Source organism: Niveispirillum fermenti, assembly GCF_052474395.1.
Genome location: NZ_CP156679.1, coordinates 1,020,978 through 1,035,431, shown reverse-complemented (window position 1 = coordinate 1,035,431; position 14,454 = coordinate 1,020,978). Strand labels below are relative to the sequence as shown.

The following is a 14,454-nucleotide window of genomic DNA, read 5'->3' as shown; positions in this document are numbered from 1 at the left end:
GGTGCCAATAAATAGCAGATCGATGCCACACTGATCGGTAGCGGTGGCGATAACGGCATGGCGTGGATAAGCTATCCCGATGGAGATAGCAAAACCCCGCCAGCTTCAGGAGATCACGCTTCAGCCGGAAGCCGCCGATCGGGTCGATGGCCCGATCATAATGGCGGTCGCCGGGACGGTCGAGGCGGAGCGCTTTTCGGTGCCGTTGCATCGCCATGGTCGCGGGCAACTGATGGCCTCAATGCGCGGATTATTGGCGGTCGATGTCGGGAACGAACATTGGGTCGTCCCCGCCAGCCACACCGTCTGGGTGCCGCCGGGCCATCTCCACACCGTTGCCTCTCATGGTGTCTTCCAGGGCTGGAGCGTCTTTGTGGCGGAGTGCGCCTGTCTCTCCCTGCCGTCTCGACCCCGCACATTCCGGACATCGGCGCTGCTCCGCGAAGCCGTCCTTCGTGCCGCAGCTTGGAGCGGCGACATGCTCGACACCGCTCAGCAGCATATTGCCGCCGTCATCCTGGACGAGGTGCGGTTTGCGCCGGCCGAGGCACTGGGCCTGCCCCTTCCGGCTGAAGCCCGACTGATGCGGATAGCGCGCGCCTTCATCACCGACCCTTCGGACGGGCGCGATCTGGACGCCTGGGCGGCGTGGGCGGCCGTGAGCCCACGGACGTTGAGCCGGCGTTTCGTGCAGGAAACGGGTTTCACCTTCACCGCGTGGCGACAGCGTGTCCGCCTGCTGCGCGCGCTTGAGATGCTGGCGGCGGGTGAGCCGGTCACGACCGTGGCGATGGACCTTGGCTATTCAACCACCAGCGCCTTCATCGGCTTGTTTCGTAAGGCGTTCGGGATCACGCCAGCCGCCTATCGCCGAAGTCTCTGACAGGCCCAGGGCTTTGGCGCGGCAGCGCTATTAAATGGCGGCTCTATGATATCGCCGCCGGTCTCTATCCACTATACGACCCTTGTGTATTGATAATGACTATCATTATCGGAAATTGGGGGTTTCCATGTTGAAGTTCTACGGCGGCGCGTCACTCGCCGCCCTGCTGATCGCCACGCCTGCACTGGCACAAGAGGCGATCTCGGCTGCAAAAGGCGAGACCGCCGCAACTATCGGCCCGGCCCGCGATCAAGCGGAAATGGCCGACATCGTCGTCATCGGGAGGCGGGCGGCGACGCCGTCGCTGGGCGCGCTCGGCGACCGTCCCATCCTCGACAGCCCCTTCTCGATCAGCACCTATGACGGTGCGTTGCTGAAGGACATACAGGCGCGATCCCTGACCGACATGCTGCGTCTGGAACCGTCGGCGACGACCTCCCTCGCGGATGTAACTGAGGGCACGAATTTCCTCCTGCGCGGCTTCTCGGTCTCGACCTACTACATGGACTCGGTCCCGGGTCTCGGCGGCAGCCGCTCGGACCCACCGCTGGAGCTTTACGACGGCGTGCAGGTTCTCAAGGGCGCAGCGGGCTTCCTGTTCGGGTTCACTTCGCCCGGCGGCATCGTGAATTTCGTCAGCAAGCGGCCGCGCTCACAGCCTTTCCTGTCGGCAGAAGTCGGCTATACCCAAGACAGCCTTTATCGCGGCCATGTCGATACCGGTTACTCGACCACCGATGGTCGTTTCGGCACACGCCTGAATGCTGCCGGCGAGCGTGGCCAAAACCGCCATCTCGACACCGGGGTTCGCCGCCATTCGATCGGCCTCAACAACAATTTCCAACTGACACCGACCACGACGATCCAGCTCGACGGCCAGCACAGCCGGCGCAAGCTGCTGGGCAGCGCGTTCGGCATCCAACTGTCGCCCGGGCTTGCCATCCCTGATCCCATCTCCGGAACGACGAGATTGGGCGCGAAGTTCGGGGGCTATCGCTATGAAATCGACAGCGGCAACCTTGCGGTCATCCAACAAATCGGTGGTGACTGGACCGCCCGTCTTGACGGCGCACTCACCCGCAACGTCTTTTCCTTCTACGACACGGCGCGGCTCCTCACCAATGGTGTCGGCGATACGCTCTATGGCAATTTCAAGGTCAACCAGCGCACTGTCACCAAGGCCGGCCAGCTTCGCATCTCCGGATCGATTGAAACGGGGCTGCTTGATCATGCGATCACGCTTGGTCTCTATGGCCAACGGCAGGAGACGCTCGCAGGGCGCGCGAGCAATGGTCTCAGCACCACCGGCACGTTCCTGCCTGGTGGCAATATCTACCAGGACTTTCCCGACATCGCTGACCCCGGCTTCGAGCTTCCCAGCCTCAAGCGCGGTTATCGCTCGCAGAATCTGACGGAGAAGGCCGCTTTCCTCAGCGATACGATCAGCGTTGGCGATCACTTGCAGGTGCTGCTTGGCGGTCGCTACATCTGGCGCGAACAGACCAACCTCAATCCTGCTGGCGCGGTCACGCGGCGGGACGAGCGTGAGAAGTTTACGCCAACCACAGCGCTGCTGTGGAAGCCCACGGAGAAAATCACCGGCTATGTCTCCTATTCGGAATCGCTCCAGGCGGGCGGTACCGCTCCGGCCGGATCGGCGAATGTCGGGGAGGTCATGCAGCCGATGGTCAGCAGGCAGTATGAAGTCGGCGTCAAGGTGCAGGTCGGGGCGCTGCTCGCGTCCGCCGCCACGTTCCGGATTGAGCGCTCCTTTGAGTTCCTGATGACCCGGCTTGGCGAGTTGCCCCTCTATGTCCAGGACGGGACGCAGCGCCATGATGGCGTCGAGTTGTCGGTATCGGGCCACGCCGGGGAGGCGTGGCGGTTTGTCGGCGGCGTTCAACTGCTCGACGCCAAGATCCACGACGGGCTCCCTGCCCTGGTTGGCAAGGAACCACCAGCAGTGCCCGAGTTCCAGGCCAAGCTGTTGGCGGAGTATGCGCCGCCCGCCCTGGACGGGTTTGCGATCAACACCACGCTCAACTATACCGGAAGCAGTGCGTTCAATACCGACAACTCGCTTTCGATCGATGATTTCTTCACGCTCGGCGCTGGCGCCCGCTACCGCTTTGACGCAAATGGAACGCCTGTCACCGCGCGGGTCGCGGTCAATAATTTGACCAACAAAAAATACTGGATGCCCAGCAGTTTGCTCATCCCGGGTGCGCCGCGCAGCATCACGGCATCGCTTGCGGTCGATTTTTAAGCCCCGTCAATTCCAGGAAGCGCGCAAGGGTTGGTGGGGCTGACAGGCGGGATAATACCCCGCTTGCTCGGCCCCGTCGCCCTTCAAATATATCTCAAGCAGATCTGCGGGCCCGCGTGGCGGCATCCAATGATCTTTTGGCGCGCTGAAGGAAGTCTGGGCAGGCGCGATCCGATAAAGTGGAGGAAGATAATTCAGTGACGTAGGGCTTGTGATGACTTTGCTGACAACACGCGATCACCTGGAAGCTGTCATCGGGACACCGCCGACGATGGTGATGGCCAAGACCATAGACCATCTCGATCCCGGAGCGCTCTCCTGGCTGGCGGCGTCCGTCATAATGGTCGCGTCGGTTGCCCACGATGACGATGTCGATGTCGTGATCGGCGGCGACGCCCCGGGTTGGGCCACCGGCGATCAGGCTACGCTCATTCTGCCCGCCGCCTCTCTAGATGAGGCCGGATGTCTGGTGCCCGGGACCGGGTTCGGATCAATCTTCCTGGTTCCCGGTCTCAATGAGATCATGCGGGTTAACGGTCGTGTCGCGTCGAACGACCAAAGCGAGATCAGGGTGAGGATCGACGAATGCTACATCCACTGCGGCAAGGCGTTGATCCGATCGGACTTCTGGTCGCCTATGTCGGCGAAGCCCGATGAGGTATCGCTGGATGCGCTCGTTGGCGCGTGCCGTTTCCTGGCCCTTGCAACCTGCGACAGCCATGCGAACGCTGACCTCAGCCCCAAGGGGGATCCGGCCGGCCTGATGGTTCGGCTGGATGATGGCGCGATCCGCTTCGCCGATCGTCCCGGCAACCGGCGGATCGACAGTTTCCGCAACATGATTGAGCAGCCGCGTGTCGCAGCGGCCCTGATCGTGCCCGGGCTGCATCAGTTGATCATCGTCCGCGGCCGCGCGGGGATCACGGACGATCTGTCCGAGCGCGAGGCCTTTACTGTCGGCGATAAGGTGCCACAGCTTGTAACCGTGGTCGACGATGCGCGCATCGAACTGCGCGACAGCCCAGCGTTGCGGCGGGCAGCGGCCTGGCCGGCTCCGCCGCCACCTGAGGGGCTGAAGGCCGGCAAGATCGCTGCCGGCCACCTCAAGCTGTCCAAGGCGGTCGGTGCGAAGCTGGCCGGCTATGTGATGTCGGTGCCAGGGCTTGTCGAACGCGAACTGGCGAAGGATTACAAGACCAATCTCTACTGATCTAGGCGTGATGTGAGCCGTGGGTGAGAGGCGTTTCGCCTCGGCGAGCCGCTTCAACCTCGGGGCAGGCCGCAACACGCCGATAGTGGCATGACCCCCAAAGGACCGGTCCCGCAGCCAGGACAGCCGCCGTGCTGGCCGGCAGACGGACGCGGCTGCCCTCGGACAGGCTTTCAAATTGGGGGCTCTACCTGCCCAGTGCTTTGTCGATCAGGTGGATTGCGTATGCCGGGAATCTGCTGCTCGACGGAGCCCATTGTGCTGCCTACGTCCTGGCCGAGGAGATCGCGTTGATCAGAGAGCCGGGACTGCATCGCATGTTTAGCACGGACGGCGTCTGGAACGGGATTTTATAATTTTCATACAAGCTAAAATCGATAAATGGAGACTGAATTGTCTTCAAAGCCCAGAACCGGACGTGTCGTATTGGACTTCTCCTCTGATCTTTTGCCGTTGTCGGTGAGGATTGGCAAGCGCATTGCCCATCGAGGACTGATCGTTGGTGAGTTCGATATTCCGGCCAATTCCGGAACCTGGGTCGGCGTTCCTCATCTGAGCATAGTAGTCCATCAAGGAGAGCCCTTTGAACTGAGTTTGAACCGCGCCGGGATTGTCGGCGGCAAAAGTTCGTGAGTCATGCTGCCATTTGCTGAATGCTCACGGCGTCATGATAGCGTTGTTCGGCCTCTGCGGGCGGGATATTTCCGATAGGCTCGAGCAGGCGTCGGTTGTTGAACCAGTCGACCCATTCGAGGGTTGCGTATTCCACGGCTTCAAAGGATTTCCACGGTCCTCGCCTGTGAATGACCTCCGCCTTGTAGAGGCCGTTGACGGTTTCGGCCAAGGCATTGTCGTATGAATCGCCGACGCTGCCGACCGACGGTTCGATGCCGGCCAGCCCCAGCCGCTCGGTGTATCGGATGGACAAATATTGGCTGCCCCGGTCCGAATGGTGAACCAGTCCGGATTTCCCCTTCGGTCGGCGCTGGTGCAGGGCCTGCTCCAGGGCATCCAGGACAAAACCGGCGTCGGCCGTCCGGGACACTCGCCAGCCGACGATCCGCCGGGCAAAGGCGTCGATGATGAAAGCCACATAGACGAACCCGCTCCAGGTGGACACATACGTGAAATCAGAAAGCCACAGTTGATCGGGCCTGTCCGCCCGGAATTGCCGGTTCACCCGATCCAGCGGACAGGGTAAGGCCTTGTCGGCAATGGTGGTTTTCACCGGCTTTCCACGGATGGCACCGCGCAGGCCCATCTCCCGCATCAGCCGCGCGACCGTGCAGCGCGCCACCTGGATGCCCTCGCGCTGCAACTGCCGCCACACCTTGCGCACCCCATAGACCTGGAAATTCTCTTCGAACACCCGGCGGATAGCGGCCTTCAAGCCGATATCGCGCTGTGCCCGCGCCGGCAGTTTGGCCCGATCAGCGGCGCGGGCCGCATGCCGACGCACAGTTGACGGGGCGATTGGCAAAACCTCGCAAATCGGCTCGACCCCGTATTCCTGGCGGTGGGCATCGATGAAGCCCAGCATCATTTCTGTCGGCGGTCGAGCTCCGCCATCGCGAAATATGCCGATGCCTTGCGCAGGATCTCATTCGCCTGGCGCAGCTCACGGATCTCCCGCTCCTGCGCCTTCAACTTCTCCAGCACATCCAGCGGAATGCCAGCACGGCTGCCGCTTTCTACCTCGGCTCTCTTGACCCATTCATTCAGCGTGTGCGCCGAACACCCGATCTTGGATGCCACGGATGAAACTGCCGCCCATCGCGACGGATGATCCTTCTCGTGGTCCAGCACCAGCCGAACAGCCCGCTCGCGGACCTCAGCCGAAAATTTGTTCGTTGTCTTGCTCATCGTAGCCCCATCCTCTCAGGAGTTGGAGCCGCCGACAATCCCGGACCGGTTCACACAGGATCTTTCCCTCGGCCGCGACAACGAGCCGATCCGGATAGACCCGCAGGCTGACGGGCCGGTTCGCGAACGAGGCCGGCACGCTGTAGCGGTTGCGCTCGAAGCTGATCAGGCAGGTTGGTGAGACCCGCTTGCTCTGCTCAATGAACCCGTCAAACGGGAGCGGCACGGGCATCAGCGCGGACCGTTCCTCTGCCCAGATATCGGCAAGGGTACCGGCGAGATGGCCATGCGGAATCTCCCGCCACAGGGCCAGACAGCGTTGTTCCAGCCAAGCGTTCAGCACGGCAAGGTTGGGGAAATCCGGCATCGGCTGCCATAGCCGTGGCCGTGCGTCCTGCACATTTTTCTCGACCTGCCCTTTCTCCCAGCCAGACGCCGGGTTACAGAACGACGGCTCGAAGACATAGTGGTTGGCCATGGCCAGAAATCGCAAATTGACCTGGCGCTCCTTGCCACGCCCGACGCGGTCAACCGCCGTGCGCATATTGTCGTAGATGCCGCGCCCCGGCACGCCGCCGAAGACGCGGAAGCCGTGCCAATGGGCGTCGAACAGCATTTCATGGGTTTGCAGCAGATATGCGCGGACCAAAAATGCCCGGCTGTACGCCAGTTTGATATGCGCCACCTGCAATTTGGTACGATGACCGCCCAGCACGGCGTAATCCTCGCTCCAGTCGAACTGGAAGGCCTCGCCGGGGCGAAAACTCAGCGGAACGAAAACGCCGCGTCCTGTTGTCTGTTGCTCGCGTTGCCGCGCTGCGCGCCATTCACGGGCAAAGGCCGCAACACGGTTATAAGAACCGGTGAACCCCAGCGCGATCAGATCGGCGTGCATATGTTTCAAGGTTCGGCGCTGCTTGCGCGATTTGGAGGCCTCGGCCTTGAGCCAGCCTGCCAACTTGTCGGCGAACGGGTCCAGCTTGCTGGGACGTTCTGGTGTCGAGAACTTCGGCTCGATCGTCCCCGCGTTCAAATACTTCTTGATGGTATTCCGCGACAGGCCGGTCCGACGCGCAATCTCCCGGATTGCAACCTTCTCACGCAAGGCCAAACGGCGGATGACATTCAAAAGTCCCATGTCGATCACTCCAGTGCCCCCCGTCGCTCATCGCGAAGGGGGAACGGTCACATGGGTCAATTCTCAATGGAAATAAGCCGCCATCCCGGGTCAATCCCGCGTGGAAATCAACAGGCAGTGGAGCGGGCCTGGGCCGCCGGCTGGATCGAGCAGATCCTGCGTCAGGAGGGCATCAAAGTCGATCCGGCCGCGCGCGAGCACGTCTGGTCGGCCCTGGCTTCGCTGGCCTCGGCGCCGCCGGCACAGCGGACCCTGACCGGGCTGGCGGCGCTGCTGCAAGCGGCACCGCTGAAGCAGGCGCTGCGGCCCTATTGTCTGGGCGGTGCTCATGGCCGGCTGCTGGATGCCGAGGCCGAGCGTCTGGGTGCTTCGGATGTCCAGGCCTTCGAGACCGAGGGGTTGATCGGCACGGCCGCCGCCCTGCCGGTGCTGACCTATCTGTTCCACCGCATCGAGGCCCGGCTGGACGGGCGTCCGACCTTGCTGATCATCGACGAGGGCTGGCTGGTGCTGGAGGAGGAGGGCTTCGCCCGCCAGCTGCGCGAATGGCTGAAGACCCTGCGCAAGAAGAACGCCGCCGTGATCTTCGCCACGCAGTCCCTGGCCGATATCGAGCGCAGCCCCATCGCGCCGGTGCTGATCGAGAGCTGCCCGACGCGGCTGTTCCTGCCCAACGAGCGGGCACTGGAGCCACAGATCGCCGGCATCTATCGCCGTTTCGGGCTGAACACCCGGCAGGTCGGCATCATCGCCGCGGCCACGCCCAAGCGCGACTATTACTGCCAGTCGCCCCAGGGCAACCGGCTGTTCGAGCTGGCGCTGGGCGAGGTGGCCCTGGCCTTCACGGCCGTCTCCTCCAGGACCGACCATGCGGCCATCACCGAGACGCTGGCCCGCCAGGACAAGGCCGGTTTCGCCGCGGCCTGGCTACGCCGGCGCGGCCTCGACTGGGCCGCCGACCTGCTGGCCGATGGGGAGGATGCATCATGAGAGCTTGTCACCGCTGGCTGGCCGCCGCTGCCGTCTCGCTGGCGCTGGGCGCGGAGGCATCCGGCCTCACCGTCTACGACCCCAGCAACCATGCCCAGAACCTGTTGCAGGCGGCCCGCGCCCTGGAACAGATCCATAACCAGGTGGCTTCCCTTCGCAACCAGGCGCAGATGCTGCTGAACCAGTCCCGGCATCTGGCCGGCCTGCCGCTGTCGCTGCAAACCGACATCGACGGCACCTTCGCCCGCATCCAGGGGCTGCTGCACCGGGCCAACGGCATCACCTACAATGTCGAGACGCTGGAGCGGCAATTCAATGAGGCCTATCCCGACCGCATTGATCCGGCCCTGCCGGATGCGCGGCTGCTGGCCGATGCCCGCCACCGCTGGGACCTGTCGCTGACCGGATACCGCCAGTCCCTGACTGTCGGGGCCGGTGCCGTGGAGAACCTGGCGACCGTGCAGGCCCGCACCAGCACCTTGGTCGATGCCAGCCAGTCGGCCGTCGGCGGCCTGCAGGCGGCGCAGGCTGGTAACCAGCTGCTGGCCGTGCAGTCGCAGCAGCTGGCCGACCTCACGGCCCTGCTGGCGGCCAATGCGCGGGCCGACGCCCTGGCGCAGGCCCGGCTGGCGAGCGACGCGCTCCAGGCACGGGAACAGTATCGGCGCTTCCGGCAGATCGAACCCTATCAGCCCCAGCCCGTCCGCATGTTCACCGAATGAGGGAGGCCAGGATGCGCGGGACCAGGATCGTCGCCTTGCTCTGCCTGTACACGGCCCTGCTGATGCTGGGCGCGGTCGGGGCAGGCCTGCTGGCCCGGCGGCCGGAACCGCCGCCACCGACAGCAACGCTCGTGGCACCGGAGGTCGCGGCCCTGCATGCCGAGTTGCGGCGCTGCCGTGAATTGGGGCTGGCGGCGGCAGAGGATGAGGGTTGCCGGGGCACCTGGGCGGAGATGCGGCGGCAGTTCATGGGCCGGGGGGATGCGCCATGAACAATACCGGCATCATCGACCATTTCCTGGCCGTCTTCACCCGCTATATCGACAGCGGCTTCGGCCTGCTGGGCGGGGAGGTCGCCTATCTCAGCTCGGCGCTGATCGTCCTCGATCTGACCCTGGCAGGGCTGTTCTGGGCCTGGGGGGCAGACGAGGACATCCTGCACCGGCTGGTGCGCAAGACGCTTTCCATCGGCTTCTTCGCCTTTCTCATCGGCAATTTCAACCAGCTGGCCCGCATTCTGTTCGACAGCTTCACGGGCCTGGGCCTGAAGGCCGGCGGCTCGACCCTGGACGCGGCCGGCTTCCTGCAACCGGGAAGGCTGGCCGATGCCGGGCTGACGGCGGCGCAGCCGCTGCTGGACGGGGCCGAGGCGCTGATGGGCTTCGGCAGCTTCTTCGAGAATTTCGTGCTGATCATCGTGCTGATGCTGGCCTGGCTGCTGGTGGTGGCGGCGTTCTTCCTGCTGGCCATCCAGCTCTTCGTGACGCTGATCGAGTTCAAGCTGACGACGCTGGCAGGATTCGTGCTGATCCCCTTCGCGCTGTTCGGTCGTACCGCCTTCCTGGCGGAGAAGGTGCTGGGCAACATCGTCGCCTGTGGCGTCAAAGTGCTGGTCCTGGCCGTCATCGTCGGCATCGGCTCCGGCCTGTTCGGGGAATTCGCCGTCGATTTCGCCGGCCGGCAGCCGACCATCGGCGAGGCCATGTCCATGGTGCTGGCCGCCCTGTCTCTGTTCGGGCTGGGCATCTTCGGGCCCGGTATCGCCACCGGCCTGGTATCCGGGGCGCCGCAGCTCGGGGCCGGGGCTGCCGTCGGCACCGGTCTGGCCGCCGGTGGCCTGGGGGCTGCCGCTGTCATGGGCGCCGGGCTGGCGGCCATGGCGGGTGCCGGCCGCGCCGTCGGTGCCATGGCCCAGGGCGGCGCCCGTCTCGCCGGGGGCGCCCAGACTGCCTACCGGCAGGGTGGCAAGGCCGGTGCCGCCGCTTCCACATCACCGTTGCGCCAGGCGGCGACCAGGGCCGGTGCGGCCATGCGGGACAGCTATCGGGCCGGCAGTGGCACTGCTCCGGCGCCATCCCCAGCGTTTGCAACTACCGAACCCGGCCCACCGGCCTGGGCACAGGCCATGAAGCGCCGGCAGACCATGGCGCATGGAGCGGCCCTGGCTGCGCACAGCGTCGCTTCCGGTGATGGCGGCGGCGGCTCGGCCTCGGTTCCCCTCCAGCAGGATGACAAATGATGAACCCGTTCCGCCGTGCCAGTGCGCATTACGGCCGTACCCCACAGCCCGAGACGCCCTATCAACGGGCGGCCCAGGCCTGGGACGAGCGCATCGGCGCCGCCCGCGTGCAGGCCCGCAACTGGCGGCTGATGGCCTTCGGCTGCCTGGGCCTCGCCATGGGGCTGGCTGGCGCGCTTGTCTGGCAGGTCTCGCGCGGCACCATCATCCCCTGGGTGGTGCAGGTGGATGGCCAGGGTGCCGCCCAGGCCGTGGGACCGGCCGTCGCCGACTATAGTCCCACCGACGCCCAGGTCGCCTGGCACTTGGCCCGCTTCATCGAGCAGGTGCGATCGCTGCCGGCCGATCCCGTGGTGCTGCGGCAGAACTGGCTGCGCGCCTATGAGTTCACCAGTGACCGGGGGGCCGCCGCCCTCAACGACCATGCCCGCGCCGACGACCCGTTCGGCCGTGTCGGCACTCAGCAGGCCGCCGTGGACATCGCCAGCGTGCTGCGCGCGTCGGACGAAAGTTTCCGCGTCGCCTGGACCGAGCGCCATTACCGCGACGGTGCCCTGGCGGCCACGGAGCGCTGGACCGCCATCCTCACCATCACGATCCAGCCCTCCCGCGATGCCGACCGGCTGCGCCGGAACCCGCTGGGCATCTATGTCACCGCCTTCAGCTGGTCGAAGGAGCTTGCACCATGATGCCGCCGACACTTCCCCTGGCGGGCTGCCTGCTGCTGGCAACGGCCCTGGCAGGTTGCACCGCGCCGCCGCGCCGGCCCCCCGTCATCGCCTATGACGATGCCGTTCCGGCCGCGCCAATGGCAGAACCGTCCCGGCCCGTCGAACTGGTCGAGGTGCCGACGCCCTTGCCGCTGCCCGGGCAGTTGAAGCCGGCGCCGGTGACCGCCGAGCTGCCCGATCCCGCCAGCCGGGTGGCGCTGGCCAATGCCGCGGCCAGGATAGAGCCGGTGCGGGACGGCTACATCAACGCCATGCAGGTCTATCCCTATAGCGAGGGCGCCCTCTACCAGCTCTACGCCGCCCCGGGGCAGGTGACGGACATCGCTCTCCAGGAAGGCGAGCGCCTGGTCGGCAGCGGTCCGGTGGCGGCCGGCGACACCGTGCGCTGGATCATCGGCGACACCGAGAGCGGCAGCGGCGCGGCCAGGCGTATCCATGTCCTGGTCAAGCCGACCCGACCCGGCCTGGTCACCAACCTTGTCATCAACACCGACCGCCGCACCTACCATCTCGAACTGCGCTCGACGGAGGAGACCTACATGGCCTCGGTCTCCTGGCTCTATCCGCAGGACCAGCTTATCGTGCTCCGCCGCCGCAACGAGGTTGCCGAGGCGGCTGATCCCGTCGCCAGCGGCATCGACGTGACGGCGTTGAATTTCCGTTACGTCATTGATGGCGACGAACCGCCCTGGCGGCCGCTGCGCGCCTATGATGATGGCCGGCAGGTCTTCATCGAATTCCCCGCCGGCATCGCCCAGGGCGAGATGCCGCCGCTGCTGGTCATCGGACCGGAGGGACAGGGCGAACTGGTGAACTACCGGGTGCGGGGCCGGCACATGATCATCGACCGGCTGTTTGCGGCGGCGGAACTGCGGCTGGGGACGGAACCGCAGCAGGTGGTCCGCATCGCCCGCAGAGACGGGAAGCGGCCGTCATGAGCGGGGCGGCACCGATGGAGCCCGTGGACCTACGGCTGCGGCCGGATCCGCCGCGCGTTGTCCGCCTGTCGCGCCGGGTGGTGTTGCTGGCGGCCCTGGTGGCAGGGCTCACACTGGGCGCCATCCTGGTCATGACGCTGCGCGAGCGGCGTCAGGAGATCCTGCCGAACCGGCACAATATCGACAGTCACGCGACGGCGGACGGCATCGCGGGTCTGCCGCGTGATTATGGTGACGTCCCCAAGCTGGGTCCGCCGCTGCCGGGCGACCTGGGCCGGCCGCTGCTCGCCTTGCAACAGGGCGCGTCGGCGGACGCAGCATCGGCGATGCCTCTGCCCGATCCGCGACAGCAGCCGCTGATCCAGGAACAGGAGGCGGCCCGGATGAGCCGCCTGTTTGTCGGCGGCAACAGTCGGTCCCAAGAGACCACGAGGCCGGAGCAGACTGCATCAGCCATTTCCGATGGCGGCAGCGCAGCGCCGACGCTGGCACCGGATCGGCAGCAGGCCTTCCTCGACGCGCCGGTCGACCAGCAGGTTGTCAGCCGCGAACGTCTGGCCGATCCCCCATCGCCATACCTGCTCCAGGCTGGCGCCATCATTCCGGCGGCCCTTGTCACTGGCATCCGGTCCGACCTGCCGGGACAGGTCACCGCCCAGGTGACCGAAAACGTCCATGATAGTCTGACAGGCCGCCATCTCCTCATTCCCCAGGGGGCACGGCTGGTCGGGCGCTATGACAGCCAGGTTGCCTTCGGCCAGAGCCGGCTGCTGCTGGCCTGGACGCGCCTGATCCTGCCGGATGGCCGGTCGCTTCTGCTGGAAGGGCTTCCCGGCACCGATCCGCAGGGGCAGGCCGGATTGGAGGATGACACCGATTATCATTGGGGCGGACTGTTCAAGGCGGCGCTGCTGTCCACCCTGCTGGGCATCGGCGCCGATGCCGGCGTGGATGATGAGGAAAGCGCGCTCATCCACGCCTTGCGCAGGGGCGGCCAGGACACCGTCAGCCAGACCGGCCAGGAAATTGTCCGCCGCCAGCTCTCCATCCAGCCCACACTGACCATCCGGCCGGGCTTTCCGGTCAAGGTGATGGTGACCCGTGACCTTGTGCTGGAGCCCCTGATCGCGAATGGGATCAACCGCCATTCGGCTTCCAGGGCGGATACCGTTCCTTGAGCAGCGTCAGGAAGCGCTTGCGGACCGGGTTGTCATTGGCCTCGTTCCAATAGGCGCTGCTGCGAACAAGTGTCGGACTGGTACCATCATGGAGCTCCCGGTAGACCACGCCAGGCACCTGCAAGCCGGCATAGGCTTCCGTCAGCAGCGTGACGCCTCTCCCCATGCCGACGAGCGTCAGCAGGCTTTCAAGGCTGACATCTTGCTGACAGATACCCAAAGCATCGCCGGGAGAGACAACCTTGCTTTTCAGGAGGTCCAGCAATTCGGGGCCGGGATCGCGGCGGCTGATCTGAATAGTTTCGCCTTTCAGGTCCGGCCAGGAAAGCTGTGAACGTCCGGCAAGCAGGTGCTGTTCGGGCAGTGCCGCTACAATCTGCTCGGTCCACAGGGGTAGCAGGCTGCAATCGTCCACTGGCGCCTGCCCAAGCAGAAATGCGATATCGATTTCGTAGATCGCCAGTCCTTCCAGCAATTGACGGCGGCTGCCCTCCTTGATGCCCAGCTCCACGTCTGGAAAGCGCAGAAGGAATTCTTGCAGTATCGGCCGCAGTGGGCTGCTCGCGAAGGAGGTGCAGAGCCCGGCGGTCAGACGGCCAGCTTGGCCCTTGCCGACCTTGCGGGCTGCATCAATGATTTCCGTTATGTTCCGCAACACCTGCGCGGCGGCGCGCAGAAAGGTCAGCCCCATCGGCGTCGGCCTGACACCCTTGTTCGAACGTTCGAACAAGGTGATGCCCAGGTGGCTCTCCAATTCCTGGATCGACCGGCTCAGAGTGGATTGCTGGACACTCAAAGTCTCTGCTGCGCGACGAAGACCTCGTTGCTCCATGGCAGCGACAGCTGCACGCAGATGGCGGAGGTCGATCATTATCTTCCTATCTAAGTGTCTGTCCGGGAGGGTATTGAACTGGTTCAATGAGATAGGAAATGGGTTGCAGGCGGTGACGCTGGCGTGATTCTGTCCGTCGTTGAAACAAATGGGACATCGGGTTGATTTTGCGAACGGAGGTTCT

Annotated in this window: 12 protein-coding genes, 2 pseudogenes and 1 other annotated feature; of the genes and pseudogenes, 11 read left to right on the top strand and 3 right to left on the bottom strand. The window is 64.8% G+C overall.

Annotated features, from left to right (window positions below):
- The first annotated feature begins 79 nt into the window (after positions 1 to 79).
- The 4 genes from ABC728_RS08755 to ABC728_RS08740 all read left to right on the top strand — a co-directional run bounded on the left by ABC728_RS08755 (position 80) and on the right by ABC728_RS08740 (position 4,992).
- Positions 80 to 883, top strand: coding sequence for an AraC family transcriptional regulator (locus ABC728_RS08755; protein WP_416621300.1), 804 nt, complete (start codon positions 80 to 82; stop codon positions 881 to 883).
- 127 nt (positions 884 to 1,010) lie between these two features.
- Positions 1,011 to 3,149, top strand: a complete 2,139-nt coding sequence (locus ABC728_RS08750) for a TonB-dependent siderophore receptor (RefSeq protein ID WP_416621301.1) — start codon at positions 1,011 to 1,013, stop codon at positions 3,147 to 3,149.
- Positions 3,150 to 3,363: 214 nt separating this feature from the next.
- Positions 3,364 to 4,359 (top strand): pyridoxamine 5'-phosphate oxidase family protein, encoded by a 996-nt coding sequence (locus tag ABC728_RS08745; RefSeq protein ID WP_416621302.1) that lies wholly within the window; start codon positions 3,364 to 3,366, stop codon positions 4,357 to 4,359.
- Positions 4,360 to 4,740: 381 nt separating this feature from the next.
- The gene (locus ABC728_RS08740) at positions 4,741 to 4,992 is read left to right on the top strand and encodes a hypothetical protein (RefSeq protein WP_445376349.1); all 252 of its coding nucleotides are present in this window, start codon (positions 4,741 to 4,743) and stop codon (positions 4,990 to 4,992) included.
- A gap of 1 nt (position 4,993) precedes the next feature.
- Here the strand turns inward: ABC728_RS08740 and ABC728_RS08735 are convergent.
- Together ABC728_RS08735 and istA are read right to left on the bottom strand one after the other, a co-directional pair.
- A protein-coding gene (locus ABC728_RS08735) for an IS3 family transposase (RefSeq protein WP_445376347.1) occupies positions 4,994 to 6,222 on the bottom strand; the annotation gives its coding sequence in 2 pieces (ribosomal slippage) (positions 4,994 to 5,928 and positions 5,928 to 6,222; 1,230 coding nt in all).
- Positions 5,825 to 5,941, bottom strand: a sequence feature (AL1L pseudoknot). (Overlaps the previous gene by 117 nt.)
- 49 nt (positions 6,223 to 6,271) lie before the next feature.
- A pseudogene (gene istA / locus ABC728_RS08730) lies at positions 6,272 to 7,360 on the bottom strand (IS21 family transposase); the annotation flags it as partial.
- 120 nt (positions 7,361 to 7,480) lie between these two features.
- Between istA and ABC728_RS08725 the strand changes: the two are divergent.
- From ABC728_RS08725 to ABC728_RS08695, 7 genes and pseudogenes are all read left to right on the top strand, one after another.
- Positions 7,481 to 8,350, top strand: a pseudogene (locus ABC728_RS08725) (TraG/VirB4 family ATPase); the annotation flags it as partial.
- A complete protein-coding gene (gene trbJ / locus ABC728_RS08720; RefSeq protein ID WP_416621873.1) occupies positions 8,347 to 9,072 on the top strand; it encodes a P-type conjugative transfer protein TrbJ in 726 nt (241 codons plus the stop codon). The pseudogene ABC728_RS08725 and the gene trbJ, both read left to right, overlap by 4 nt.
- A gap of 11 nt (positions 9,073 to 9,083) precedes the next feature.
- On the top strand, positions 9,084 to 9,344 hold the full coding sequence (gene trbK-alt / locus ABC728_RS08715) for a putative entry exclusion protein TrbK-alt (RefSeq protein WP_416621874.1): 261 nt from the start codon (positions 9,084 to 9,086) through the stop codon (positions 9,342 to 9,344).
- Positions 9,341 to 10,591: a P-type conjugative transfer protein TrbL gene (gene trbL / locus ABC728_RS08710; protein WP_416621875.1), complete on the top strand. Its 1,251-nt coding sequence runs from the start codon at positions 9,341 to 9,343 to the stop codon at positions 10,589 to 10,591. The genes trbK-alt and trbL overlap by 4 nt, the downstream gene beginning before the upstream one ends.
- The gene (trbF, locus tag ABC728_RS08705) at positions 10,591 to 11,280 is read left to right on the top strand and encodes a conjugal transfer protein TrbF (protein WP_416621902.1); all 690 of its coding nucleotides are present in this window, start codon (positions 10,591 to 10,593) and stop codon (positions 11,278 to 11,280) included. The genes trbL and trbF overlap by 1 nt, the downstream gene beginning before the upstream one ends.
- The gene (gene trbG, locus ABC728_RS08700; protein ID WP_416621876.1) at positions 11,277 to 12,260 is read left to right on the top strand and encodes a P-type conjugative transfer protein TrbG; all 984 of its coding nucleotides are present in this window, start codon (positions 11,277 to 11,279) and stop codon (positions 12,258 to 12,260) included. Before trbF ends, trbG begins: the two co-directional genes overlap by 4 nt.
- The gene (locus tag ABC728_RS08695; protein ID WP_416621877.1) at positions 12,257 to 13,438 is read left to right on the top strand and encodes a TrbI/VirB10 family protein; all 1,182 of its coding nucleotides are present in this window, start codon (positions 12,257 to 12,259) and stop codon (positions 13,436 to 13,438) included. Before trbG ends, ABC728_RS08695 begins: the two co-directional genes overlap by 4 nt.
- On the opposite strand, the gene ABC728_RS08690 is transcribed toward ABC728_RS08695, so the two are convergent.
- Positions 13,398 to 14,309 carry a LysR family transcriptional regulator gene (locus ABC728_RS08690; protein ID WP_416621878.1) on the bottom strand — a complete coding sequence of 304 codons (912 nt, stop codon included), beginning with the start codon at positions 14,307 to 14,309 and terminating at the stop codon, positions 13,398 to 13,400. The genes ABC728_RS08695 and ABC728_RS08690 overlap by 41 nt on opposite strands.
- Positions 14,310 to 14,454 lie beyond the last annotated feature (145 nt).

Bases quoted from the DNA above. Each gene is read 5' to 3' on its own strand.
- ABC728_RS08755 (WP_416621300.1), top strand. From the start codon at position 80: ATGGAGATAGCAAAACCCCGCCAGCTTCAGGAGATCACGCTTCAGCCG.
- ABC728_RS08750 (WP_416621301.1), top strand. From the start codon at position 1,011: ATGTTGAAGTTCTACGGCGGCGCGTCACTCGCCGCCCTGCTGATCGCC.
- ABC728_RS08745 (WP_416621302.1), top strand. From the start codon at position 3,364: ATGACTTTGCTGACAACACGCGATCACCTGGAAGCTGTCATCGGGACA.
- ABC728_RS08740 (WP_445376349.1), top strand. From the start codon at position 4,741: ATGGAGACTGAATTGTCTTCAAAGCCCAGAACCGGACGTGTCGTATTG.
- trbJ (WP_416621873.1), top strand. From the start codon at position 8,347: ATGAGAGCTTGTCACCGCTGGCTGGCCGCCGCTGCCGTCTCGCTGGCG.
- trbK-alt (WP_416621874.1), top strand. From the start codon at position 9,084: ATGCGCGGGACCAGGATCGTCGCCTTGCTCTGCCTGTACACGGCCCTG.
- trbL (WP_416621875.1), top strand. From the start codon at position 9,341: ATGAACAATACCGGCATCATCGACCATTTCCTGGCCGTCTTCACCCGC.
- trbF (WP_416621902.1), top strand. From the start codon at position 10,591: ATGAACCCGTTCCGCCGTGCCAGTGCGCATTACGGCCGTACCCCACAG.
- trbG (WP_416621876.1), top strand. From the start codon at position 11,277: ATGATGCCGCCGACACTTCCCCTGGCGGGCTGCCTGCTGCTGGCAACG.
- ABC728_RS08695 (WP_416621877.1), top strand. From the start codon at position 12,257: ATGAGCGGGGCGGCACCGATGGAGCCCGTGGACCTACGGCTGCGGCCG.
- ABC728_RS08690 (WP_416621878.1), bottom strand. From the start codon at position 14,309: ATGATCGACCTCCGCCATCTGCGTGCAGCTGTCGCTGCCATGGAGCAA.